The following is a 23,576-nucleotide window of genomic DNA, read 5'->3' on the forward strand; positions in this document are numbered from 1 at the left end:
AGGTGGGGCCGAAGGCGTCGATTCGCCACCCGGACGGGGCCGACTAGACTCGGCCCCGTGACCTCTCACGTGGACTCCATCTCGCACGCCTCCGACACCCCCGAGCTCGCCCAGCCGTGGGCGGAACTCGGACTCAAGGAGGACGAGTACGCCCGCATCCGGGAGATCCTGGGGCGCCGCCCCACGGACGCCGAGCTGGCCATGTACTCCGTCATGTGGTCGGAGCACTGCTCCTACAAGTCGTCCAAGGTGCACCTGAAGTACTTCGGGGAGACCACCACCGACGAGATGCGCTCGTCCATGCTCGCCGGCATCGGTGAGAACGCCGGCGTCGTGGACATCGGCGGCGGCTGGGCCGTGACGTTCAAGGTGGAGTCCCACAACCACCCCTCGTACATCGAGCCCTATCAGGGCGCCGCGACCGGTGTCGGCGGGATCATCCGCGACATCATGGCGATGGGTGCGCGGCCGGTGGCCGTCATGGACCAGCTGCGCTTCGGCCCCGCCGACGCCGACGACACGCACCGCGTGCTCCCCGGCGTCGTGGCGGGCGTCGGCGGCTACGGCAACTGCCTGGGCCTGCCCAACATCGGTGGCGAGACCGTGTTCGACGAGTCCTACGCCGCCAACCCCCTGGTCAACGCCCTCGGCGCGGGCGTCATGCGCGTCGAGGACCTGCACCTGGCGTTCGCGTCCGGCACGGGCAACCGGATCATCCTGTTCGGTGCCCGCACCGGCCTCGACGGGATCGGTGGCGTGTCGGTGCTCGCCTCCGAGACCTTCGACGTGGATGAACACGGCGCGCCGGTCAAGCCCCGCAAGCTCCCGGCCGTCCAGGTGGGAGACCCGTTCATGGAGAAGGTCCTCATCGAGTGCTGCCTCGACCTGTACCGCGAGGAACTGGTCGTGGGCATCCAGGACCTCGGCGGAGCCGGCCTGGCGTGCGCCACCTCCGAACTGGCTGCGGCCGGCGACGGCGGCATGCACATCGTGCTCGACAACGTCCCGCTGCGTGCGGAGGGCATGACCGCCGCGGAGATCCTCTCCAGTGAGTCGCAGGAGCGCATGTGCGCCGTGGTGACGCCGGAGAACGTCGAGGCCTTCATGGAGGTGTGCCGCCGCTGGGACGTGCTGGCCGCCGACATCGGCGAGGTCACCGACGGCGACCGTCTCACCATCGAGTTCCGCGGCGAGACCGTCGTGGACGCCCCGCCGGAGTCGCTGGCCGACGAGGGACCGGTCTACGAGCGCCCCGTCGAGCGCCCCGCCGACCAGGACGCCCTGCAGGCCGACACCACCGCGAACCTGGCCCGCCCGGCCACCGGGGACGAGCTGCGCCAGACCCTGCTGGACATGATCTCCAGCCCGGCGCTGTGCTCGCGCAAGTTCATCACCGAGCAGTACGACCGGTACGTCCGCGGCAACACGATCCTCGCGGAAGCCGCCGACGGCGGTGTCCTGCGCATCGACGAGGAGACCGGTCGCGGCATCGCGCTGTCGACCGACGCCTCCGGTCGCTACACCAAGCTCGACCCGTACACCGGTGCCCGGCTGGCCCTGGCGGAGGCGTACCGCAATGTCGCCGTCACCGGCGCCACCCCGGTCGCGGTGACCAACTGCCTGAACTTCGGCTCCCCCGAGGACCCGGGCGTGATGTGGCAGTTCCGCGAGGCCGTCCACGGCCTGGCCGACGGGTGTGCCGAGCTCGGCATCCCCGTCACCGGCGGCAACGTCTCGTTCTACAACCAGACCGGCTCCACGCCGATCCTGCCGACGCCCGTCGTGGGCGTGCTCGGCGTGCTCGACGACGTCGCCCGCCGCACGCCCACCGCGTTCGGTGACACCCCCGGTGAGAGCATCTACCTCCTCGGCGAGACCCGGGACGAGCTCGACGGGTCCATCTGGGCCCAGGTCGCCCACGACCACCTCGGCGGACTGCCGCCCACGGTGGATCTGAAGTGGGAGGCCACCCTGGCCCGCATCATGGCGACCAGCTCGAAGGACGGCCTCATCACCGGCGCCCACGATCTGTCCGAGGGCGGCCTCGCGCAGGCTCTCGTGGAGTCGGCGCTGGCGGGCGAGTGCGGCATCCGCGTCGTGCTGCCCGAGGGCGCCGACCCGTTCGTCTGGCTGTTCTCCGAGTCCGCCGGCCGCGTGATCGTCTCCGTGCCGCGCGGCGAGGAGATCCGCTTCCAGCAGATGCTCACCGCGCAGAACATCCCGCACGCGCGGGTCGGCGTGACCGACCCCGACTCGGGCACGTTCGAGGTGCAGGGCCAGTTCACCCTCACCACCGACGAGTTGCGCGCCGCCCACGAGGGGACGCTGCCGGCGCTGTTCGGCGTCGACCCCGTCTGAGTCGTCGGGGAGGACGGCCGGACCGGGGACAGGCGGGCGGATGCGCGACCTGCGCGGGCGTGAGCGGGTCCTCGCGGTGGTGCTCGCCGCCACCGCGGGGTTCGTCGACGCCGTCGGCTTCCTCGTGGTGGGCGGCTACTTCGTGTCCTTCATGAGCGGGAACTCCACCCGCATGGTCGTCGATCTCTCGGGCGGTGACCTCGCAGGTGCCGCCATCGCCGCCGTCGTGCTGGTCTCCTTCTTCCTGGGGGCGGTCGGGGGCGCGGTGGTGACCCGACGTCGCAACCTCGACGACCGACCGGCGGTCCTGTCCCTCGTGGCGTTCCTGCTCCTGCTCTCGCTCGTCCTGCACTGGGCCACCACGGCCACGGTGCTCGGGACGCCGGTGTCCGTCGCGGCGGCGGCGGCATCGATGGGGGCCATGAACTCCGTCTTCCACTCCCGTGGCGAGGTCTCGCTCGGCGTGACGTACATGACGGGCGCCGTGGTGAAGTCGGCCCACCGCCTGGTCGACGCGCTGGCCGGGGGATCGTGGGCCCCGTACCGCCAGCAGGTGGCCCTGTGGTCCGCGCTCGTCCTCGGTGGTGTCGCCGGCGCACTGCTGCACGTGGCCATGGGCGCCACCGCGCTCGCGCTGGCCGCGGCGGTCGTGATCGGCGCGGCGGTCGTGACCGTCCTGCTGCGCGCCCGGGACTACCGCACCCCCTGACGGCCCGTCAGGGCCCCGGGCCTACGGCAGCCCTCGTCGTCGTGCCCCCAGGTAGGCCTCCGGCGCCGCGAGGCCACGGACCACCTCGTCGAGCATAGGACGTACGAACCGTTCCTTGTGCGCGGTGTCGGAGGCCGCCGCGGCGGCCAGGTTGAGCGCGGAGAACGTCGCCAGCATCAGCGACACGCGCACGAGGGTGACGCTGACCGGGAGACCGAACAGCAGCCCGCCGGGCTCGTCGGGAGGGCGCAGCGTCCACCGTGTCTCGGTGATCTCGGGGACGGCGATCCACCCGAGGGTCACGAAGAACAGGAACACGAGCGTGGCGAACAGCGCCGCCTGGATCAGGGTCGCCAGCACGGGCACCAGCACCAGGTTCACCCGCTCGCCCGGACGCAGCGGATGTTCCGGCGCGCGCCCACCCAGGTCCTGGAGGATGTCGTCGCGGGTGGAGATGCCCACCAGTAGCACGGTGAGCGCTACCATGACGCCCAGCACGGCGAACGTCCGCGGCCAGGACAGTTCCACCATGACCTGCCAGATCTCCACGCTGAAGAACAGGAACAGCACCGCCAGCATGAGGATCGGCAGCACCCTCGCCACCATTGGCCCCATGGTGGCCAGTTCCCGCCGCACGCGCCGCGCCGACCAGCGCACCAGCGAGCCCAGCCCCGTGTAGGTGCCCACCAGGACGCCCACCGCGAGCAGGACGGTGGTGCGGTACGAGGGGCCGTCGTGGGGGTCGAACACGACGTGGGGGACGACGACGAGGGCGATCAGTGCCCCGAGACCGACCGCCGAGCCGACCACCGGGCGCGCGCGACGGGCCGCCGTCGACACCAGCCATCCCACGAGTGGGGCGGCGACCCAGAGCGCGACCGCCAGCAGGAGGAGTTCGGCGATCGGCTCCGGGGCGTCGAGCAGATCCGGCTCCGCCCCCGGCCCGGCCCGCTCGAGCAGCGCGATCATGTAGTCGTTCGACCGGTCCACGGCGGCGATCCCGGTGGCGGCCACCGCGAGCCCGGCGCCGAGGCCGGCGGAGCGGGGAGCACCTCGCGGCGCCGGGTGGCCGGGGCGATCACGAGCGGCAACCCCAGGGCGCGCAGGTGGTCCTCGTGGACGGTCAGGCTGCTCGCGGGGGTGGGGTCGGGCGTGGGCACGCACATATTCTCGCAGTGATCGGGCTCCGCACGGGACGGACCGGCGGCTATCGTCGATCCATGTCCACCAGCGAGCGCACGACGCCCGTCGCGGGCGGCGGCGCCGACCCGGCGGCTCCGGCCGTGACGGGAGTCCCCGTCGAGCCCGGCCGCCCGACCGAACCGCCCGTCTACGTCAGCCCGCCGACCAAGGTCCGCGACGACACGGTGCGGCCAACCCTGCCGGGACTCGCGGTGGACACCGTGTTCTTCGCTGTCGCCACCCTGTCGGCGGGCTGGCTGGGCTGGCGGTTGCTGGGCGACGTCTGGCACCACACCTGGTGGCATCTGTTCCTGCTGATCCCGTTCTGGGCGCTGGTCGCCTACCTGGTGCTGCCCCGCCTGCAGACACTCGTCACGTCGGTGTACGTGCCCGGGTACTTCATCGCCCGCACCCGCACCTCCGACGGTCTGCTGGGGGATCCGGTCAACCTCGCCGTCGACGGCACGGCCCGCCAGATCCACGAGGCGATGACCGCCTGCGGCTGGGTGCTGGCCGACGACATCACGGTCCGCTCCTCGTGGGGGATCGTCATGTCCTCGGTCCTGCGTCGGTCCTACCCGTCGGCGCCGGTCAGTCCGTTGCGGCTCTTCGGTCGCCGGCAGTGCCTGGCGTATCAGCAGGAGGTCGAGGGCAACGCCGCGCAGCGCCACCACGTGCGCTTCTGGCGGTGCCCGGACGGGTGGCTGCTGCCCGGCGGGCACCGCGTGCAGTGGCTCGGCGCCGGCACCTACGACCGTGCGGTGGGCCTGTCGCTGTTCACCCTCCAGGTGACCCACAAGATCGACGCGGACATCGACGTCGAGCGCGACTACATCGTCGACTCGATCCGGTACCACGTCCCCGGTGTGGGGGTCCGGGTGCTGGAGAACTTCTCGACCGGCTACCACTCCCGCAACGGCGGCGGTGACGCGATCCGCACCGACGGGGACCTGCCCGTGCTGGACCTGCGCACCGTGCCGGTGCCCGAGGCGTCGGCGGCCGACCTGCCGCCGGGCGTGGTGCGCGCGGCCCGCGGGTTCGACGACCCGGTCGCCGAGGGCGGCGTCGCCTCGGGGGATCCGGACCGTCCGGCCGACGACGTCGCGCCCGACCCCGGCCACCTGCCGCGGCCGGCGGCGCTCACCGCGGGGTGCGCCCTCGTCGCCGTCAGCGTCCTCGTGTTGACCGTGCTGGCGTTGCGCGACCTGCTGGGCGGGACGGACCTGGAGGAGTTCGCGGGGCTCGAGCAGTCCGAGGTGGTGCCCGCGGTCGTGGTGCTCGCGTTGTTCATCGGCGCGACCTACGGCGCGATGGGGGTTCTGGCACTGCTCACCTACCTGGGGTATGCCAGGCCGCGCGTGTGGTTGCTGACACTGACCGTGGTGAGCACCGTCTCCACCGAGTACGGGCGCGTGTCCACAGATGCCGAGCAGGACACGTTCCTCGGCGGGTACCCCGTCCTGGCGGTCAACGTCCTCATCATGCTGTTGCTCACGAGCCTGGCCGCGCGGACGTGGAGTCGGCGCACCGCCCAGGACCGTCGCGACCGCCGTCGGGGCGTGCGCACGGGCGCGCGGGGACTGCCGGCTGCCGAGGGCCCGGTCACCGTGGCGGCGGGGGATCCGACGTGAGCCGCGTCCCCGACGCCGCGGCGGTGCGCGCGGCCGTCGAGGCGGTGACACCGTGGCTCGACGACGACGACGAGGCGACCGCCAGACCTGGTCGGTCCGCGTTGGCGGCGGCGGTCCGCGGCACCGTGGAGATCCTCGCGGCGGAGCTGCCGGGACGGTCGGTCGAGGTCCGGGTGCCGCCGTTCGCCGCGGCGCAGTGCGTGGAGGGGCCCCGGCACACCCGCGGCAGCCCCCGAACGTCGTCGAGACGGACCCCCGCACCTGGCTGGAGTTGGCGACGGGCCGGCTCGACTGGGACTCGGCGATCTCCGAGGGCCGGGTGCGCGCCTCGGGGACCCGGGCGGCGGCGGTCGCCGCGGGGCTGCCGGTCGTCCGGCCGGGGTGAGGGGCCCGACCGGGTGCGGGGCTCAGCCGGGGGTGGGGCCCGGCCGGGTGCCTCGTGACGGGGCGGGCGCGGACGCCCGGCGGAGGGGGGCTGCGCGCCGGACTTTGGGGCCGCGGGGGTCGGTGACCGTAGACTTGCAGGCGCACCGCCGGGGTCCGTCCGGGCGGACCGCCCCGAAAGTCGCGAGGGAGCACCAGCAGGTGGAGAGTACGTCGTCACGACCGGCACCGTCCGGGTCACTCCGCCGTCCCGGTGGCAGCTCCGCCGTCGGGCTCGGGCTGCCCGATCCGTCAGCCCCCGGCCCCGCAGGCCTGCCCGTCGACGCCGAGCGCATCGGCCCGGTCGAGGAATGCGGCGTCTTCGGCGTGTGGGCCCCCGGCGAGGACGTCGCCAAGCTCACCTACTACGGCCTGTACGCACTCCAGCACCGTGGCCAGGAGGCCGCCGGGATCGCCGTGGCGGACGGTGAGCAGGTCCTGGTCTACAAGGATCTCGGCCTGGTCAGTCAGGTCTTCGACGAGCAGACCCTCGAGTCGATGCACGGTCACGTGGCGATCGGCCACTGCCGCTACTCCACCACCGGCGCGGCGAGCTGGGACAACGCCCAGCCGATGTTCAGGCCGATCATCGACGGCGGTTCCGTCGTCCTCGGCCACAACGGCAACCTCGTCAACACGCAGGAACTCAAACGGCACGCGACGGACCTGGGGATCGGCGGGTACTCGGAGGAGAGCACCCACTCGGACTCCGACATCGTCTCGACCCTGCTGGCCCACGAGGCGCGCGACGGGGGACTCGAGGAGGCCGCGGCCCGTCTGCTGCCCCGGCTGCGCGGTGCCTACTGTCTCACCTTCTCCGACGAGAACACGCTCTACGCGGCCCGAGACCCGCACGGTGTCCGCCCGCTGGCGCTCGGCCGCCTCGAGCGCGGCTGGGTCGTCTCGTCGGAGACGTCGGCCCTGGACATCGTCGGCGCCTCGTTCGTCCGCGACATCGAGCCCGGCGAACTCATCGCGATCGACGCCGACGGCGTACGGTCCCGCAAGCTCTCGCCCCCGACCCCCAAGACGTGCGTGTTTGAGTACGTCTACCTCGCCCGTCCCGACTCGGTGATCAACCAGCGCCTGGTCAACTCCGCGAGGGTGGAGATCGGGCGCCGCCTGGCCCGCGAGCATCCCGCCGAGGGCGATCTGGTGATCCCGGTACCCGAGTCCGGCACCCCGGCCGCCGTCGGTTACGCGCAGGAGTCCGGAATCCCGTTCGCGCAGGGGCTGACGAAGAACGCCTACGTGGGCCGTACGTTCATCCAACCCAGCCAGACCATCAGGCAACTGGGGATCCGGCTCAAGCTCAACCCGCTGCGTGAGGTGATCCGCGGGCAGCGGCTCGTGGTGGTGGACGACTCGATCGTTCGGGGCAACACCCAGCGCGCCCTGGTCCGCATGTTGTACGAGGCCGGAGCCCGTGAGGTGCACGTCCGGATCGCCTCGCCGCCGGTGCGCTGGCCGTGCTTCTACGGGATCGACTTCGCCAGTCCCGCCGAGCTCATCGCCAACGGCGTCGATGCCTCGGACGGGATGCTCGAGGGGGTGCGCCGCGCCATCGGTGCGGACAGCCTCGGTTACGTCTCCGTCGAGGGGATGATCGAGGCCAGCGGCCAACGCGGCGACGAACTGTGCGCAGCGTGCTTCGACGGGCACTATCCCATCGAGCTTCCCGACGACTCGCCCATGAGCGCGGCCGTGCGCGCGCTGGCAGCCGAGGTCGACGGCCTCGAGGCCGATCGCTTCCCGGTCCGCAGTGACATCGCGGACCCCGTCCGCCGACCCTGAACGGGCGCCCGACCAGGGGCGCCGACGAGGAGAGACCACATGACCGACAACTCACACCCCCCGACCGGCGCCTCGTATGCCGCCGCGGGCGTCGACATCGACGCCGGCGAGCGCGCGGTGGAGCTGTTCGCCCCCCACGCCAAGCGGGCGACCCGGCCGGAGGTGATGGGAGGCCTCGGTGGATTCGCCGGCCTGTTCTCGCTGAAGAACACCTACCGGCAACCGCTCCTCGCGTCGTCCACGGACGGCGTCGGGACCAAGATCGCCGTCGCGCAGGCGATGGACGTCCACAACACGGTCGGTATCGATCTCGTCGCCATGGTCGTCGACGACCTCGTGGTGTGCGGTGCCGAGCCGCTGTTCCTGCAGGACTACATCGCCATCGGCAAGGTCGTCCCCGAGCACGTCGCGGACATCGTCGAGGGGATCGCGGAGGGCTGCGTCCGGGCCGGGTGCGCGCTGCTGGGCGGGGAGACGGCCGAGCACCCCGGTCTCATGGCCCCGGGGGAGTACGACATCTCCGCCACCGGTGTGGGGATCGTCGAGGCCGACGAGATCCTCCAGGCCGAGAAGGTCCGCCCCGGCGACGTGATCATCGGCATGGCCTCCTCGGGGCTGCACTCCAACGGGTACTCGTTGGCCCGGCACGTCCTCCTCGAGCTCGCCCGACTTCCGCTCGAGGGGCACGTCGAGGAGTTCGGACGGACCCTGGGTGAGGAGCTGCTCGAGCCGACGCGTATCTATGCGCTCGACTGCCTGAGCCTCATCGCGGAGACCGACGTCCGGGTCTTCAGCCACGTCACCGGCGGCGGGCTCGCCGAGAACCTCGCCCGGGTGATGCCCCGCGGCCTGGTCGCGCGCCTCGACCGGGGGCGCTGGCCCGTTCCCGCCGTCTTCGGCACCATCGCCCACCACGGCCGCGTCGAACAGGCCGAGATGGAGCGCACGTTCAACATGGGGGTCGGGATGGTCGCCGTCCTGCCCGAGGAGGACGTGGACCGGGCCCAGGCCGTCCTCACCGCACGCCACGTCGAGAACTGGGTGATCGGGCGCGTGGAGAAGGCTGGCGAGGACGCCGACGCCCCCCGCGTGACACTCGAGGGTTCACACGCCCGGTTCTGACCGCTCGCAGACGACAGCGACCCTGCCGGGGCAGTTCCGGCCGGATCGCTGTCGTCGTGCGGTGTCCCGGCCCGTACGACACGCGTGAGCCGGGCATCCTCGGGGATGCCCGGCCCACGTGGGTCTACCGGGAACGGGGGATGATCAGTACCTGGTGTCGCCGTCGGACCATGACCCGTAGGGGTCATCGTCCTCATCGGTGCTGAGCCGCGTCGGCGACCCTCCACCCGACAACTCCTGCTGGAGACGTTCTAGGTCCGTCTGCGGAGTGTTGTACTTGAGTTCGCGAGCGACCTTGGTCTGCTTCGCCTTCGCGCGGCCTCGGCCCATTGACCTGACCCCCTCGGAAACGGTGCTGGGCCACCTCGGGGGTGCCCATTGCAAGTGTGAGTATCTGCCTGTCCACAGGATAGCGTGCCCGGCGCGGAATGTCCGCCCGGGTGTCGAGGGAGTCGCCTCCAGCAGTGTCCCGCGGGGGTGATCCGACCCCCGCGGGGGTGTCAGGCCTGGCCGCGGAGTCGGCGGATGGCCTCTCGTCCGGCCTGGGTCCCGGTGTCCTCCGGGGCGCTGTCCGGGTCGACGGCGGCGACGACCCCGTCGATCTCGAGGGCTGCGTCGACGGCCACGGACCGCTTGAGCAGGGCGAGGGCCACCGGTCCGTCCTCGTGGTGCTGGACCACGGTCCCGACGCGTCCGACGGGGCGGCCGGCGGCGCGGACCTCGGCGCCCGGCACGGGCAGTTCGTCGCTGGCGGATCCATCCAGCTGGAGTCGGACCAGGACCCGGGGCGACCGTCCGAGGTTGTGGACCCTGGAGACGGTCTCCTGGCCGCGGTAGCACCCCTTGTCCAGGTGCACGGCGCCGCGCTGCGCCACATCGCCGATCCAGGTGGGGAGCTCGTGGGGGATGGTCTTCTCGTCGGTGTCCACCCCGAGGCGGCCGCGTGGCGGGGTCGTCCCCGCCGCCCGTAGGGCCTCGAACGCCCACGAACCCGCCGGACGCGCTCCCGCGGCGACCGCCGCGTCGAACCACGCGCTCAGTTCGGAGCGCGGGACCAGCAGGTCGATCGATCCGGTCAGGGGCCAGGGCATCCGCCGGGCCACACCGCCGCCCGGCAGCGGGATGCCGGCGTAGTCCCCGACCGGCAGGGTCACCTCGGTGCCGTCCGGGGCCTCGAGGGTGGCGGGGAGGGCGGCGCCGGTGAGGGTGAGGACGGCGAGGTCCGCGGTCTCCGGTGTCGCGTCGGCCCAGAACACCATCTTGGTGAGGAACTGCAGCAGGTCCGCTCCCCGGCCGGGTTCGGTGTCCACGACGAGCGTGCCGGCGACGTCGGCGAGGACCGCGTGGTGTTCCACCCGCCCGTTCGCGTCCAGCACCAGCGTCTCGGCGCCGCCACCGTCCGGGATCTCGGACACGTGCTGGGAGACGAAGCCCTCCAGCCAGGTCAGCCGCTCGCTGCCACCGATGGTCAGGACGTCCCGGTGGGAGCGGTCGACGACCACCGGCGCGGAGTCGGCCGCGCGCTGCTCCCCGAACGGGTCGCCATAGTGGTACGGCACCCCGACGTCGGGGGAGGTGTCGGCCTGGTTCACTGCTCCGGGGCGGGTCAGGATCGGGCTGCGGTAGCCGCTGTCGGTCCGCTCGGGCACAACTGGGTCGGTCACGATCGCGAGTCTACGTACCCCGCCGTAGTGTTGGGCGGCATGGGCACAGCAGCGGAAACGGGTACCGACCGGACTGACGACGCACGGGTGGTCGTCCTCGTCGCGGGCGGTCCGGAGGGGCCGCGTCCCCGGGTCCACCCGTCCGATCAGCCACTGTTGTTGGCCGACGACCTGGCCGCCGTCCGTGGCGACGGTTGCTTCGAGACACTCCTCGTCGTCGGTGGCCGCCCCGCCAAGCCGGAACGTCACCTGGGGCGACTCGCCAGATCAGCGGCCTCGCTGGGGCTGACCGGGCCGTCCCCGGAGCAGTGGCTGGCGGGCATCGACCTGGCCGCGCGCCGGTGGGGGCCGGACTCGGAGGCGATGCTGCGGTTGGTGCTGTCCCGCGGGCCCGAGCGCGGCGGGCGGGAGACGGCCTACATCACCGTCGCGCCCGTGAGCGGGGTGGCCCTGCGGGCACGGGCCGACGGAATCGCGGTGACGGCCCTCGGTCGGGGGTATGCGTCGGACGTCGCCGCGTCCGCCCCGTGGCTGCTGCTCGGATCCAAGACGCTGTCGTATGCGGCCAACATGGCGGCGCTGCGGCACGCCGCCGCGGCCGGGTTCGACGACGTGATCTACCTGTCCTCCGACGGCGAGGTGCTGGAGGGCCCCCGTTCCACCGTGGTGATCGCCCGCGGCGGTGAGCTGGTGAGCCCTCCGGCGGAGGTGGGGATCCTCGAGGGCACCACCCTGGCGGCCATGGCGGAGATCGCCGGGAACGAGGGGGTGAGCGTGCGGCGGGAGCGGCTGCTGCTGACCGACCTGTTGGCCGCGGACGCGGTGTGGCTGTTGTCCTCGGTGACCCTGTGTGCGCGGGTCCGCAGGGTCGACGATGTGACGCTGTCGACCGGGGACCCCGGGATCGATGTCGTCGGCCTGGTCGACCGCGCGGTCGGCCGCGGGTGACGGGCCCCGCCACCCGGGCGGGGAACCGCTAGCCGGCGATCCGACGCAGTCGCGCGGACATGTGGGGCACCAGGCCCCGCTCCGGGTGGACGCGCTCCTCGACCCAGCCCAGGTCGCCACCCTCGACGATCCCGTAGATGCGCTTGGCGCCGCCACGCTTGGGTCCGGTGGGGGACGCGAGGACCACGTCGGTGGTCATCTCCCAGGCAGACTGGCTGATCGGTGCGCCGTAGTACATCTCGATCACGCCGGACGCGTGGGCCACGAGGAACTCGAGCTGGTCATCCGCGGAGATCCGCCAGAATCCCGTCTCCCGGTAGGCCGCATCGTCCACGGCGCCGCCGGCGTCGAAGGTCCAGGCGCGGGAGGTCCAGGTCAGGTAGTTCTCGCCGTCGTGGGCGACGATGAGTTGTTGGCCGAACCGGTGCTGGCCGCGGTCCTCGGTGTCGGCCTCGCCCTCACCCTCCCAGACGCCCACGAGCGGCAGCAGAGCCAGCAGACCCGGGTGCAGATCGGGGCCGAAGCGCAGGTTGGCGGTGTCCTCCGGGACCGGGAGCTCGGAGAACGGGGCGATGTTGCGGCGGGCGGTCGCCTCCGACCGCTCCGCCGCCGCGTCGACGGCCGCGTTTCCGGATCCGGGCACGACCGACCCGCCGCCTCCCCCTACGGGGACGGGCGGCGTGGGGTCACCGGTGTTCGGCTGGTCGCGTTCCGTCACGACTCGTCGGTGACCGTGCGGTACACGATGTAGCAGGTGGCCCACAGGATGGCCAGCGTGCAGAGGACCAGGAGGATCTCGAAGAAGAGCACCATGGCCCAATCCTAACCCCGAGCCTCTCAGCCGAGTGAGACGCGGGCCTCGATCGAGTGGATGAGGCAGTCCTCGGGGGGCACGACGAAGTCCTCGCTGACCCGCGCGGTGGCGCCCACGACGGTCGCCAGGGTGAAGTCCGCGTGCACGACGCCCTCGCGCCCCGGGGGGTCGACGGTGATGACGATGTCGCGGACCTCGCGGATCACCGAGTACTGCAGGTGCAGGTGGAGGTCCCACCGGAGCTGGTCCGCCCCGAACCCGGTCTTCAGGCCGTTCTCGCGACGGACACAGTCCTTCGCGAACGGCACACGGAACGCCGCGGCCGGGACCGTGAGCGCGGTGAGGTACATCCGAACGGCTGCCTCCCGCTCCTCGGGGGAGTAGGGGCCGGGGTGATCGGGCACGGCCGGGGTCGCCCCACGGCGTTGATCGATTCCCACGAGGACGGTGGAGGCGACCGCGGCGCCGACGGCGACGACGGAGGCTCGCCCGGCCATACCGAGCGCACGCGACAGGAGAGACATGGGATCGAGATTAGCCAGTCCCGCCGGCCGCCGGGGTGAACACACGGCTCACCGCTCGACGGGGACCCCGATCAGGGAGCCGTACTCCACCCAGCTGCCGTCGTAGTTGACGACGTTCGGTTGATCGAGGAGCTCGTGGAGGACGAACCAGGTGTGGCTGGACCGCTCGCCGATCCGGCAGTACGTGACGACGCGCTGCCCGGGGGTGCCGAGAAGATCGGCGTAGATCTCACGGAGCTCGGCGTCGGGCCGGAACGTACCGTCGCGGGTGACGGCTCGGTTCCACGGAATGCTCACCGCGCCGGGGATGTGCCCGCGCTGTCGGCCGCCCTCCTGGGGCAGGCCGGCCGGGGCGGCGAGTCGGCCGGTGAACTCGTCGACCGATCGCACGTCGACGAGCGCGTCACTGCCGAGGCCCGAGAGCACGTCCTCGCGGAACGCCCGGATCGACAGGTCCTGGGGCTCGGCGACGTACTCGGTCGCCGGCCGCTGCGGCAGCTCGGTCTCCAGTGGCAGGCCGTCCCGCTCCCAGCGCATACGGCCCCCGTCGAGGAGACGGACGTCGGGGTGCCCGTACAGCCGGAGGTACCAATAGGCATAGGCGGCGAACCAGTTGTGGTTACCGCCGTAGACCACCACGGTGTGCTCGCGGGTGATGCCCCGACCGGACAGGAGTTCGCCGAACCGCTCACGGTCGACGAGATCGCGCGTGTACTCCTGCTGGAGTTCGGTTCGCCAGTTCAGCGCGACAGCACCGGGGATGTGTCCGTCGGAGTGGTAGGCCGTCACGTCCTCGTCGACCTCGAGGAAGACCACCGAGTCGTCGGCCAGGCGCGAGGAGGCCCAGCGGGTGCTGACCAGTACGTCGTCGCGACTCATGGGCCCGAGTCTAGAGGTCCGTCCGTGCGAGGCCGTCGAGCGGCGCGGTGCCGGGCCCGCCCTCACCGGCGGCGGTGATGGTGCCGCCCGTGATGCTGAGGGTCTCGACCGCCACGCCCAGCGGGAGGACGTCCGGTTCCAACGTCAGTGCCGTGCGGCGCAGGGCCAGCTCGCCGTCGCCGTCGGGGAACCCCGCCGGCCCGGTCGCGGGTGCCACGGGGACGAGCCGTGCGCCGAGGTCGTCGACGACGAGGTCGACGAACGCCGAGACGCGGACGTCGGATCCCTCGAGTGTCCCGGTGACCCGGGCCCGGGTCTCGGTACCCCCGGCGAGGCTCGGGTCGTCGGCCGCGCCGACCAGCACGTCCCGCATCCCCAGGGCCGGGCCGAGCGAGGCCCCGGTGATCTGTACCGAGACCGTCACCTCCCCGGCGGTCAGCGGACCGGTCGGGTCCTCCGGCACGGAGACGTCGGTGGCCACGGCCTCCACCGCGACCGGCCCGAGCCCGGGCCGGTCGACCCCTTCGACCCGGATCGTCGCCGAGACGAGGGTGTCCGGGCCGGACCACCGCGACCCCGGCGCGCCGCCGATCGTCACCGAGGGGGGCCCGGCACCAGTGTTCCCCGGGTCGATCCGACCGGACAGGTCGGCCTCGATCCGTGAGGCGGACACCGTCTCCACGGTGAAGGCGCTGCCGGCCCCGACGGCCACGGCGACAGCCGCGACGACGACGGGGCGGGGGAGTCTCATGGCATTCAGGTGTACTCCAATCCCCGTATCGGGGGTGCGGGTCGCTAGTATCGTCTCGGCCCCCGGACGGAGAGGAAGCGACATGGACGTAGTGCTCCTCGCCGCTGAAGCAGACCCGGAGGCGGTCATCCCCGCGCTGCCTCTCCTCCCGCACTCGGTGCGTGTACTCCCGCCGCTGGCGTCCTCGCTGGGGGATCTCTCCGGTGCGGCACTCGCCCTGGTCGACGCGCGGAGTGATCTCGCGGCGTCGCGGGCACTGTGCAGGCTGCTGTCCGGTGGCGGGGACCTCGCCGTCATCGCCGTCGTCTCCGAGGGGGGACTGATCGCCGTCAGCGGGGACTGGGGCCTCGACGACATCCTCCTGCCGACCACCGGGCCGGCGGAGGTGGACGCCCGGTTCCGCCTCGCCGCCGCGCGGCACTCGTCCCAGGGCGAGGCGGACGGTGGCCTCCTCACGGTCGGCGAGCTGGTCATCGACGAGGAGACCTACGTCGCCCGCGTCAAGGGGCGCCCCCTGGATCTGACCTACAAGGAGTTCGAGCTCCTCAAGCACCTGTGCCAGCATCCCGGCCGGGTCTTCTCCCGCGCGCAGCTGCTCCAGGAGGTGTGGGGTTACGACTTCTTCGGTGGAACCCGGACCGTTGACGTCCACGTCCGGCGCCTGCGCGCCAAGCTCGGTCCCGATCACGAGTCGCTCATCGGCACCGTCCGTAACGTCGGGTACAAAGCGGTCCGGCCGTCGGATCGCAGGGAGGACGGAGGCGACGCATGACAGTCACCGAACGCGCACCGGACGCCGGTGCCGCCGACCGCATCGAGGCGATGGCACGGCAGGCGGGATCGGTCGACGGGGTCGCACCCCTCGGTGAGCAACCCCTCCGGGCCCTCCGCGGGCCGGCCGGCGGGGCGCGTCACTTCCTCGCGACCGACCCCGATGAGCCTGTTGCCGCCGCGGGCGGGGGTTCCGCTGACCCCGCGATCGTCGGCTACGCCCAGCTCGTCGGCGCCGGGGACGAGGCCTCGGCGGAACTGGTCGTGGACCCCTCGCACCGGCGCCGGGGGCACGGGAGCGCCCTCGTCCGCGCGGTCCTCGATGCCGAGCCCGGCGCCGCGATGTGGGCGCACGGTGACCTGCCGTCCGCGCGGGCAGTGGCAGAGGGCCTCGGGCTGGCGCGGACACGCGAACTGCTGAAGATGCGCCGGCGCGCCGCCGGCGGGCCCGCACTTCCGGATCCGCACCCGCCCGGGGGGATCGAGACCGGAACCCTCGCCGAGGCCGCGTCGGAGGGCGGGTCGCGGTGGCCGGGGATGGACACCCGGGAGGAGTTCCTCCGCGTGAACAACGCCGCGTTCTCGTGGCATCCGGAACAGGGGGGCTGGACGCGAGAGCAGCTCGACGACCGGCTCGGCGTCGACTGGGTGGACCCCGGCGCGGTCTTCCTCGCCGTGGACGCCGCGGGCGAGAAGCCGCGGCTGGCCGGATTCCACTGGACGAAGACCGTCGCCGAGGCCGGGGAGCCGGTCGAGGGCGAGGTCTACGTGGTCGCCGTGGACCCGGCTGACCAGGGCAGAGGCCTGGGCGGTCTGCTCACGACCGTCGGGGTCGAGCACCTCGAGGGCCGGGCCGGCGCGGAGTCGGTCGTCCTCTACGTGGAAGGCGACAACCTCCCGGCCATCCACACCTACGAGAGGCTCGGTTTCGCCGTCGAGCACCGAGACGTGACGTACGCCTCACGCTGAATTCCGTGGCGGTCCGGAGACGAGATCTCAGGATCACCCCAGGTGGGGGACCGCGGGGGGAGAAACGTCTGTCCGGGTGAACAACCCATGACCAGGGAGTTCATCTCGGGTTCACCTACGTTCGCGGCGTTGTTCACGTCCGCGCCCTAGGTTCTCTCCACGTCGGATCGGCGCGTTCCGGTCCGACCCTGCGACGCAGTCGCCAACAACGTGACCCGGTGGAGGTCTCCACCGGATGAACCAAGGAGATTCTGTGGACCTCAAGCGCACCGGTGCCCTGCTCGGGCTGGCCGCCCTGACGACTGTCGGGCTGGCCGCCTGCTCGGACGACAACGCCGCGTCTAACGAGACCGCGCAGAACGTCGCCGACGCCGAATGTGGTGGCAAGGACAGCCTCACGGCGTCGGGCTCATCGGCCCAGAACAACGCGATGACGATCTTCGCCAACTCCTACGCCACGAGTTGTGAGGGCCAGACCATCGACTACAACTCGAACGGCTCCGGCGCCGGCGTAAAGGAGTTTATCGGCGGTCAGACCGATTTTGGCGGTTCCGATTCACCGCTGAAGGAGGATGAGTACCCCCAGGCCGAGCAGCGCTGTGAAAGCCCCGCGTGGAACCTTCCGGCAGTCTTCGGCCCGATCGCCGTGGCCTACAACCTCGACGGGGTCGAACTCAGCCTGTCGGGCTCCACCATCGCCCAGATCTTCAACGGCGAGATCACCAAGTGGAACGACCCGGCCATCGCCGCGGAGAACGAGGGAGTGGAGCTCCCCGATCAGGACATCACCGTGATCTTCCGCTCCGACGAGTCGGGTACGACCGACAACTTCCAGAAGTACCTCGTGGCCGCGTCCGACGGCGCGTGGACCCAGGAGGCCGGCAAGACGTTCAACGGCGGCGTCGGCGAGGGTGCCAAGGGCAACGAGGGCGTCTCGGCCGCGATCGGCCAGACCCCGGGGACCATCACCTACACCGAGTGGTCCTACGCCAAGAACCAGGGCCTGTCGATGGCCAAGGTCATCACGCCGGCGGACGCTGAGGGCGTGGAGCTCAACGCCGAGACCGCGGGCACGACCATCGACTCCGCCAAGCTGCAGAACGAGGGCACCAACGACCTGGTGATCGACACCTCGTCCTTCTACGTCCCGGAGGCCGCGGGGGCCTACCCGATCCTCATGCCGACCTACGAGATCGTCTGCTCCGAGTACCCCGACGCCGAGACCGCTGCTGCGGTCAAGGCCTTCCTGAACATCGCCGTCTCCGAGTCCGTGCAGGGTGAGCTCGAGGGCGAGGGTTACATTCCGGTTCCCGACGCCTTCCGTGGCAAGCTGACTGACGCGATCGACGCGATCAAGTGATAGCCCGGTCGCCGTCCCCGTCCCCGTCCGCGGACGGGGACGTCGACCGACCTCATACAGACCCCCGGAAGACTGAAGGTCCCATGACTGTGCACGACTCCGTCGAACGAGACGTCGACAAGACCGCCGGCCGCCGCGGTGAATGGTCGGAGGACGACCACCCGGGGGCCGGGGGCCGGCAAGACGGCCCACGGGGCCTGCTCACCAACGGGTCGTCCCGGAATATCGACTCCGTCTTCCGGTCGGTCACGGTCGCGGCGGGCGCGATCATCGTCGGGCTCATCGCGCTGATCGGCATCGTGCTTGTCCTCCAGGCGGTGCCCTCCATCCTCGAGGACCAGGTCAACTTCTTCACCAGTTCCGAGTGGAACACGACCGATCCCGACAACCTGAGGTTCGGCATCCTCGACCTGTTGAAGGTCACGGTCCTGAGCTCGGTCTTCGCACTGCTGCTCGCGGTGCCCGTCGCGATCGGGATCGCGACGTTCCTCGTCCAGTACGCGCCACCCCGGATCTCCCGGGCGCTGTCGGCGGTGATCGACCTGCTGGCGGCCGTCCCGTCGATCGTGTACGGGATGTGGGGACTCATCGTCCTCGGCCCCTGGATCACCCCCTTCGCCACCTGGCTCAACGAGAACCTGGGGTGGTTCTTCCTCTTCGCCGACGGGAACGTCTCGATCGCCGGAGGCGGGACCATCTTCACCGCGGGCATCGTGCTCGCGATCATGATCCTCCCGATCATCACCTCGATGTCCCGCGAGACGATCCGTCAGACCCCGTCGTTGCACCAGGAGGCCGCTCTGGCACTCGGCGCGACGAAGTGGGAGAAGATCCGGATGACGTGCTTCCCCTACGCCAAATCGGGCATGATCGCCGGGTCGATGCTCGCCCTCGGCAGAGCGCTCGGTGAGACGGTGGCGGTGCTCATCATCCTCCGTGCCTCGAGCTCGGCCAGCGGCTTCTCCCTGTTCGACGGGGGCTTCACGTTCGCGTCCAAGATCGCTTCCGGGTCCGCGGAGTTCAACAACCCGATGTCGACCGGGGCCTACATCGCCGCCGGGCTCGTGCTCTTCCTCCTCACGTTCATCGTCAATCTCATCGCGCGCTCGGTGTCCGGTGGAAAGGTCAACGGCTGATGTCCCAGGTAACCCCCGACCTCGCACGGCCGGCCAAGCCGTCCGAGACCTTCCTCCCCGTCTCCGGTGGGCGGAAGGCGAAGAACTCCGTGGCGACGGTCGTGTTCACCCTGTCGTTCATCGTCGCGGTGATCCCGTTGATCGCGCTGCTCTACAAGGTGGTCTCCGCGGGGGCCGAGGCGATCATCAACCCGAACTGGTGGACGAACTCGCTCTTCCTGGTATCGCCGTCGTCGCTCGCCGGCGGCGTCGGTCACGCCATCTACGGCAGCCTCGTCCAGGCGCTCATCGCGGCCGTCATCTCGATCCCTCTGGGTATCGCCGCCGGCATCATGCTCGTGGAGTATCCCGACTCCACGCTGGCGCGACCCACCACCCTCATGGTGGACGTCCTCGCCGGCGTCCCCTCGGTGGTCGCGGCGATCTTCATCTTCGGCATCTGGATCACGATGCTGCAGTTCGAGTTGAGCGCCTTCGCTGTGGGACTCGCGTTGGTCCTGCTCATGATCCCGCTGATCGTCCGCTCCACCGAGGAGATGCTCAAGCTCGTCCCGGATGAGTTGCGTGAAGCCTCGTACGCGTTGGGGGTGCCCAAGTGGAAGACCATCACCAGCGTGGTCATCCCCACCGCGCTGTCGGGGATGATCTCGGGCATCTTCCTGGCGCTCGCCCGGGTGATGGGGGAGACCGCGCCCGTGCTGATCCTGGTGGGGTACACCGCGAGCTACAACTACGACCTCTTCCAGGGCAACATGGCCTCGCTGCCACTGCTGATCTACAACCAGCTGTCCAACCCCAACGACGCCGGTCAGTACCGCATCTGGGGCGCGGCCCTCACGCTCATCCTCATCATCGCGCTCGCGAACGTTCTCGCGGCGTTCGCTTCCAAGGCGCTCGCGCCGAAGACCAAGTAAGGACACATCGGTTCAGATGGCAAAGCGACTCGACCTCGAGAACGTCGATATCTTCTACGGTGACTTCCACGCGGTGAAGGACGTCGACCTCCACGTCCCGCCCCGGTCCGTGACCGCGTTCATCGGCCCTTCCGGATGTGGCAAGTCCACCGTCCTGCGCTCCCTCAACCGGATGCACGAGGAGATCGCCGGGGCTTACGTCAAGGGCTCCATCAAGCTCGACGACGTGGACATCTACGACAAGAAGATCGACCCCGTCGCCGTCCGGCGGACCATCGGGATGGTCTTCCAGCGCCCCAACCCGTTCCCGACGATGTCGATCAAGGAGAACGTGGTCGCGGGGCTCAGGCTCCAGGGCGTCAAGAACAAGAAGACCCTCGACGAGGTCGCCGAGAAGTCGTTGCGCGGTGCGAATCTCTGGAACGAGGTGAAGGACCGCCTCGACAAGCCCGGTGGTGGGCTCTCCGGCGGCCAGCAGCAGCGTCTGTGCATCGCCCGCGCGATCGCCATCGAGCCGCAGGTACTCCTGATGGATGAACCCTGTTCCGCGCTCGACCCGATCTCGACACTGGCCGTGGAGGACCTCATCGCCGAGCTCAAGAACGAGTTCACGATCGTGATCGTCACCCACAACATGCAGCAGGCCGCCCGCGTGTCCGATCAGACCGCGTTCTTCTCCCTCGAGGCCACCGGCATGCCGGGTCAACTGGTCGAGGTCAACTCCACGGAGAAGATCTTCTCCAACCCGGACAACAAGCAGACCGAGGACTACGTGTCCGGCCGTTTCGGCTGACCCGTCCCGGCGCTCACACGGACGTCACTGCCCCGGTACAGGCCTCGAGGCCGGCACCGGGGCAGTGACGTTCCCCCACGTCAGGTCGCGGTGTGTCAAGAGTCCCCGGCGGTGCCGTCCCGGCCCGTGGCCTCGTGGCGGGCGATGCGCTCCTTGAAGGTCCGGTCCGTCTCGTTGAACTGGCGCACCAGTTCCTCGCTGGAGGGGGACGGGCGCTCGGGGTCGTCCTCGGGGGCGGTGGCGTACTCGCCGGTCGCCAGGAAGATCACGCGCTGCGCGACCTCGACCGCGTGGTCGGCGAACCGCTCGTAGTATCGGCCCAGCAGGGTCAGGTCGACCGCGCAGGCCACGCCCCACTTCCACTCGCGAACGGTAAGCAGGGTGAACAGGTGGCGACGGAGGTCGTCGACGGCATCGTCCTGTTGTGCCAGGGTCGCGGCCTGCTCGGGGTCCCGGCTGAGCAGCACCTCGGTGGCCGAGCGGCCGAGGGAGACGGCCACCCGGCCCATCTCGGCGAGGTAGCCGTTGACTGGCTCGGGCAGAACCGGCTCGGGATGGCGCCGGCGGACGATCTTGGCGACGTGGCCCGCCAGGGTGCCCATCCGGACGAGGTCCTGCACGAGCTGGATCGACGTGACCACCTGGCGGAGGTCACGCGCCACCGGGGCCTGAAGGGCGAGCAACGCGAAACCGCGCTCCTCGTTCTCGGCCGCCAGCCTGGACATCTCCGTCGCGGACTCCAGGACCTTCTCCGCGGCGACGAGGTCGACCTGGAGCAGGGCGTGGGTCGCCAGCTCCATGTCATCGGTCACGAGGGAGCACATCCGGGCCATCGAGGTGGCCAGGTCCGCTAGTTCTTCGGAGTAGACAAGACGCATAGCGCCACCATACGCGCATGTCAGCTCGGTGATCGCCACTCATGGTGAACGCACGGTGAACTCGTGGCCACCCCGGGGGTCAGCCTCCGGAGTTCTCGGCGTCCGCGCCCTCGAGCGCGGTGGCGTCGTCTTCCGGGTCATCGAGCCAGCCCTCGGGCAGCAGCACCTTGGAGGGGGAGCCCTGACGCCCCCGCGGTCCGTACCCGTCGGCCGGGAAGGGCTCGTCGGCGGGAAGGTCCGCGAGCAGCTCGGCCAGGTCGTCCAGGGTGCGGACGGCGGACAGGCCGACCCGTTTCTGCGATCCGGCCGGGAAGCCCCGGAGGTACCACGCGACGTGCTTGCGGATGTCGCGCATCCCCTTGTGCTCGCCGTGGTGCTGCGCGAGGAGTTCGCCGTGGCGGTACATGATGCGCGCGACCTCGCCCAGCGCGGGCGGGGTCGGCGCCTCACGACCGTCCAACCGTGCGGCCAGTTCGGAGAAGAGCCACGGACGGCCGAGGCAACCGCGGCCGATCACCACGCCCGCGCAGCCGGTCTGTTCACGCATCCGCACGGCGTCCTCGGCGGAGAAGATGTCGCCGTTCCCCAGCACCGGCACATCCGAGACCGCGCCGACGTGCTCGACGAGCCGGGAGATCTGTGACCAGTCCGCCTCCCCGGAGTACCGCTGGGCGGCCGTCCGTGCATGGAGCGCGACGGCCTGCGCGCCCTCCTCGACGGCGATGCGGCCGGCGTCGAGATGGGTGTGGTGGGCGTCGTCGATGCCGACGCGCATCTTCACCGTCACCGGGATGTCGGTGCGCTCGGTGGCGCGGACCGCCGCGGCGACGATCGAGCGGAACAACCGGCGCTTGTAGGGGATGGCGGACCCGCCACCACGTCTGGTGACCTTGGGCACGGGGCACCCGAAGTTGATGTCGATGTGATCGGCCAGGTTCTCGTCGACGATCATCTTGGCGGCCGCGTAGGTGTACTCGGCGTCGACCGTGTACAGCTGCAGACTGCGCGGCGACTCGTCCGGGGCGAAGGTGGCCATGTGCAGCGTCCCGGGCTGGCGTTCCACCAGGGCGCGGGCGGTGACCATCTCGCAGACGTACAGGCCGGACACCGAGCCCTGCTGGTCACGCTCGATCTCGCGGCAGAGCGTGCGGAACGCGACGTTGGTGACCCCGGCCATCGGCGCCAGGACGACGGGGGACGCGAGCTCCAGGGGGCCGATGCGCAGTGCGGGGGCCGCGGCGGCGGTGGGTGCGGACATGACCCCGATTCTCCCAGCGGGGGGCGAGCAGGTCCAATGGGCCCGCGCGCCGGGCGGTACATGGTGCCCCCAGTCGGGCTCGAACCGACGACCTGCGGATTAAAAGTCCGTAGCTCTACCAACTGAGCTATAGGGGCGACGGTCACGATACCGTCCTCGTGTGCGGTTGGTTTATCCGCCCGGTGGGCGGTGCCCTACACTGGACCCCGCTGCGGACCGGGGCACCCGGACGTGGCGCAGGCCCCCTTCGTTTAGCGGCCTAGGACACCGGCCTTTCACGCCGGCAGCGCGGGTTCGAATCCCGTAGGGGGTACACATGGTCGAGGTCCCGGTCACCGTCAGGTGGCCGGGACCTCGTGCATTCATGGCCCGCGTGCCTCTGTCGCGACCCTGACGTGCTCGGATACGGCTGGCAGGGGGCCGATTTGCGCAAGGGTCCGGCGGTCCACTAATGTTCTTTCTCGTGCGAAGAGCACGGCCCTGTGGCGCAGTTGGTTAGCGCGCCGCCCTGTCACGGCGGAGGTCGCGGGTTCGAGTCCCGTCAGGGTCGCCAGAGACATACCGGCGCATTCGGTGTTCACCGGGTGCGCCGGTGGTCTTAGGGCCAGGTAGCTCAGTTGGTACGAGCGTCCGCCTGAAAAGCGGAAGGTCGTCGGTTCGATCCCGACTCTGGCCACAACACCGACGAACGCGTCGGA

The 23,576-nt window shown here is 70.8% G+C and carries 22 protein-coding genes, 4 tRNA genes and 1 pseudogene; 16 read left to right on the forward strand and 11 right to left on the reverse strand.

The features are described from left to right. Positions 1–57 precede the first annotated feature (57 nt). Both purL and OVA21_RS02165 read left to right on the forward strand, forming a co-directional pair. Positions 58–2,358, forward strand: coding sequence for a phosphoribosylformylglycinamidine synthase subunit PurL (gene purL, locus OVA21_RS02160; RefSeq protein ID WP_268091682.1), 2,301 nt, complete (start codon positions 58–60; stop codon positions 2,356–2,358). A gap of 40 nt (positions 2,359–2,398) precedes the next feature. Further along, the gene (locus OVA21_RS02165; RefSeq protein ID WP_069388991.1) at positions 2,399–3,067 is read left to right on the forward strand and encodes a YoaK family protein; all 669 of its coding nucleotides are present in this window, start codon (positions 2,399–2,401) and stop codon (positions 3,065–3,067) included. 21 nt (positions 3,068–3,088) lie between these two features. On the opposite strand, the gene OVA21_RS02170 is transcribed toward OVA21_RS02165, so the two are convergent. Both OVA21_RS02170 and OVA21_RS02175 read right to left on the reverse strand, forming a co-directional pair. Further along, entirely contained in the window at positions 3,089–4,057 is a 969-nt protein-coding gene (locus OVA21_RS02170) for a hypothetical protein (protein ID WP_268091683.1), read from the reverse strand. Further along, positions 4,033–4,227, reverse strand: a complete 195-nt coding sequence (locus tag OVA21_RS02175; RefSeq protein WP_268091684.1) for a hypothetical protein — start codon at positions 4,225–4,227, stop codon at positions 4,033–4,035. Before OVA21_RS02175 ends, OVA21_RS02170 begins: the two co-directional genes overlap by 25 nt. Positions 4,228–4,287: 60 nt before the next feature. Between OVA21_RS02175 and OVA21_RS02180 the strand changes: the two genes are divergently transcribed. From OVA21_RS02180 to purM, 4 genes and pseudogenes are all read left to right on the forward strand, one after another. Beyond that, complete coding sequence (locus tag OVA21_RS02180; RefSeq protein ID WP_268091685.1) at positions 4,288–5,880, forward strand: LssY C-terminal domain-containing protein; 1,593 nt, start codon at positions 4,288–4,290, stop codon at positions 5,878–5,880. 125 nt (positions 5,881–6,005) lie between these two features. After that, positions 6,006–6,265 (forward strand): annotated as a pseudogene (locus OVA21_RS02185) (sterol carrier family protein). A gap of 200 nt (positions 6,266–6,465) precedes the next feature. Then, positions 6,466–8,097, forward strand: a complete 1,632-nt coding sequence (gene purF / locus OVA21_RS02190; protein WP_069388590.1) for an amidophosphoribosyltransferase — start codon at positions 6,466–6,468, stop codon at positions 8,095–8,097. Positions 8,098–8,136: 39 nt separating this feature from the next. Beyond that, positions 8,137–9,219: a phosphoribosylformylglycinamidine cyclo-ligase gene (gene purM, locus OVA21_RS02195; protein WP_067712004.1), complete on the forward strand. Its 1,083-nt coding sequence runs from the start codon at positions 8,137–8,139 to the stop codon at positions 9,217–9,219. 144 nt (positions 9,220–9,363) lie between these two features. On the opposite strand, the gene OVA21_RS02200 is transcribed toward purM, so the two are convergent. Both OVA21_RS02200 and ygfZ read right to left on the reverse strand, forming a co-directional pair. Beyond that, positions 9,364–9,549 carry a DUF3073 domain-containing protein gene (locus OVA21_RS02200; protein ID WP_067712007.1) on the reverse strand — a complete coding sequence of 62 codons (186 nt, stop codon included), beginning with the start codon at positions 9,547–9,549 and terminating at the stop codon, positions 9,364–9,366. Between the two features lie 170 nt (positions 9,550–9,719). Next, entirely contained in the window at positions 9,720–10,883 is a 1,164-nt protein-coding gene (gene ygfZ / locus OVA21_RS02205) for a CAF17-like 4Fe-4S cluster assembly/insertion protein YgfZ (protein WP_268091687.1), read from the reverse strand. A gap of 39 nt (positions 10,884–10,922) precedes the next feature. Here ygfZ and OVA21_RS02210 point away from each other — a divergent pair, with 39 nt between their 5' ends. Continuing rightward, positions 10,923–11,831: an aminodeoxychorismate lyase gene (locus tag OVA21_RS02210; protein WP_268091688.1), complete on the forward strand. Its 909-nt coding sequence runs from the start codon at positions 10,923–10,925 to the stop codon at positions 11,829–11,831. A 28-nt stretch (positions 11,832–11,859) separates the two neighbouring features. Here OVA21_RS02210 and OVA21_RS02215 read toward each other — a convergent pair whose 3' ends face one another. From OVA21_RS02215 to OVA21_RS02230, 4 genes are all read right to left on the reverse strand, one after another. Beyond that, a complete protein-coding gene (locus tag OVA21_RS02215; RefSeq protein ID WP_083249488.1) occupies positions 11,860–12,549 on the reverse strand; it encodes an FABP family protein in 690 nt (229 codons plus the stop codon). Positions 12,550–12,668: 119 nt separating this feature from the next. Further along, on the reverse strand, positions 12,669–13,169 hold the full coding sequence (locus OVA21_RS02220) for a hypothetical protein (RefSeq protein WP_067712013.1): 501 nt from the start codon (positions 13,167–13,169) through the stop codon (positions 12,669–12,671). A 48-nt stretch (positions 13,170–13,217) separates the two neighbouring features. After that, complete coding sequence (locus OVA21_RS02225; protein ID WP_120284463.1) at positions 13,218–14,048, reverse strand: sulfurtransferase; 831 nt, start codon at positions 14,046–14,048, stop codon at positions 13,218–13,220. Between the two features lie 10 nt (positions 14,049–14,058). After that, positions 14,059–14,799, reverse strand: a complete 741-nt coding sequence (locus OVA21_RS02230; protein ID WP_268091690.1) for an LmeA family phospholipid-binding protein — start codon at positions 14,797–14,799, stop codon at positions 14,059–14,061. Positions 14,800–14,881: 82 nt separating this feature from the next. Between OVA21_RS02230 and OVA21_RS02235 the strand changes: the two genes are divergently transcribed. The 6 genes from OVA21_RS02235 to pstB all read left to right on the forward strand — a co-directional run bounded on the left by OVA21_RS02235 (position 14,882) and on the right by pstB (position 20,742). Further along, the gene (locus OVA21_RS02235; protein WP_067712021.1) at positions 14,882–15,571 is read left to right on the forward strand and encodes a winged helix-turn-helix domain-containing protein; all 690 of its coding nucleotides are present in this window, start codon (positions 14,882–14,884) and stop codon (positions 15,569–15,571) included. Next, complete coding sequence (gene mshD, locus OVA21_RS02240; protein ID WP_268091691.1) at positions 15,568–16,539, forward strand: mycothiol synthase; 972 nt, start codon at positions 15,568–15,570, stop codon at positions 16,537–16,539. Before OVA21_RS02235 ends, mshD begins: the two co-directional genes overlap by 4 nt. 253 nt (positions 16,540–16,792) lie before the next feature. Continuing rightward, positions 16,793–17,899 carry a phosphate ABC transporter substrate-binding protein PstS gene (gene pstS / locus OVA21_RS02245; protein ID WP_268091692.1) on the forward strand — a complete coding sequence of 369 codons (1,107 nt, stop codon included), beginning with the start codon at positions 16,793–16,795 and terminating at the stop codon, positions 17,897–17,899. An 83-nt stretch (positions 17,900–17,982) separates the two neighbouring features. Beyond that, positions 17,983–19,035, forward strand: a complete 1,053-nt coding sequence (gene pstC, locus OVA21_RS02250) for a phosphate ABC transporter permease subunit PstC (protein ID WP_268091693.1) — start codon at positions 17,983–17,985, stop codon at positions 19,033–19,035. Next, on the forward strand, positions 19,035–19,949 hold the full coding sequence (pstA, locus tag OVA21_RS02255) for a phosphate ABC transporter permease PstA (RefSeq protein ID WP_067712026.1): 915 nt from the start codon (positions 19,035–19,037) through the stop codon (positions 19,947–19,949). The genes pstC and pstA overlap by 1 nt, the downstream gene beginning before the upstream one ends. A gap of 16 nt (positions 19,950–19,965) precedes the next feature. Next, a complete protein-coding gene (gene pstB, locus OVA21_RS02260) occupies positions 19,966–20,742 on the forward strand; it encodes a phosphate ABC transporter ATP-binding protein PstB (RefSeq protein ID WP_268091694.1) in 777 nt (258 codons plus the stop codon). A 95-nt stretch (positions 20,743–20,837) separates the two neighbouring features. Here the strand turns inward: pstB and phoU are convergent, their stop codons facing one another. From phoU to OVA21_RS02275, 3 genes are all read right to left on the reverse strand, one after another. Next, positions 20,838–21,620 (reverse strand): phosphate signaling complex protein PhoU, encoded by a 783-nt coding sequence (gene phoU, locus OVA21_RS02265; protein ID WP_396468121.1) that lies wholly within the window; start codon positions 21,618–21,620, stop codon positions 20,838–20,840. Between the two features lie 79 nt (positions 21,621–21,699). Continuing rightward, positions 21,700–22,878 carry a tRNA dihydrouridine synthase DusB gene (dusB, locus tag OVA21_RS02270; RefSeq protein WP_268091695.1) on the reverse strand — a complete coding sequence of 393 codons (1,179 nt, stop codon included), beginning with the start codon at positions 22,876–22,878 and terminating at the stop codon, positions 21,700–21,702. A 61-nt stretch (positions 22,879–22,939) separates the two neighbouring features. Continuing rightward, positions 22,940–23,015 (reverse strand) — tRNA-Lys (locus OVA21_RS02275). A gap of 103 nt (positions 23,016–23,118) precedes the next feature. Here OVA21_RS02275 and OVA21_RS02280 point away from each other — a divergent pair. The 3 genes from OVA21_RS02280 to OVA21_RS02290 all read left to right on the forward strand — a co-directional run bounded on the left by OVA21_RS02280 (position 23,119) and on the right by OVA21_RS02290 (position 23,554). After that, positions 23,119–23,191 (forward strand) — tRNA-Glu (locus OVA21_RS02280). Between the two features lie 163 nt (positions 23,192–23,354). After that, positions 23,355–23,431, forward strand: a tRNA-Asp gene (locus OVA21_RS02285). A gap of 49 nt (positions 23,432–23,480) precedes the next feature. Beyond that, positions 23,481–23,554 (forward strand) — tRNA-Phe (locus tag OVA21_RS02290). Positions 23,555–23,576 lie beyond the last annotated feature (22 nt).

The organism is Dietzia sp. SL131 (genome assembly GCF_026672565.1).
Lineage (GTDB): Bacteria > Actinomycetota > Actinomycetes > Mycobacteriales > Mycobacteriaceae > Dietzia > Dietzia kunjamensis.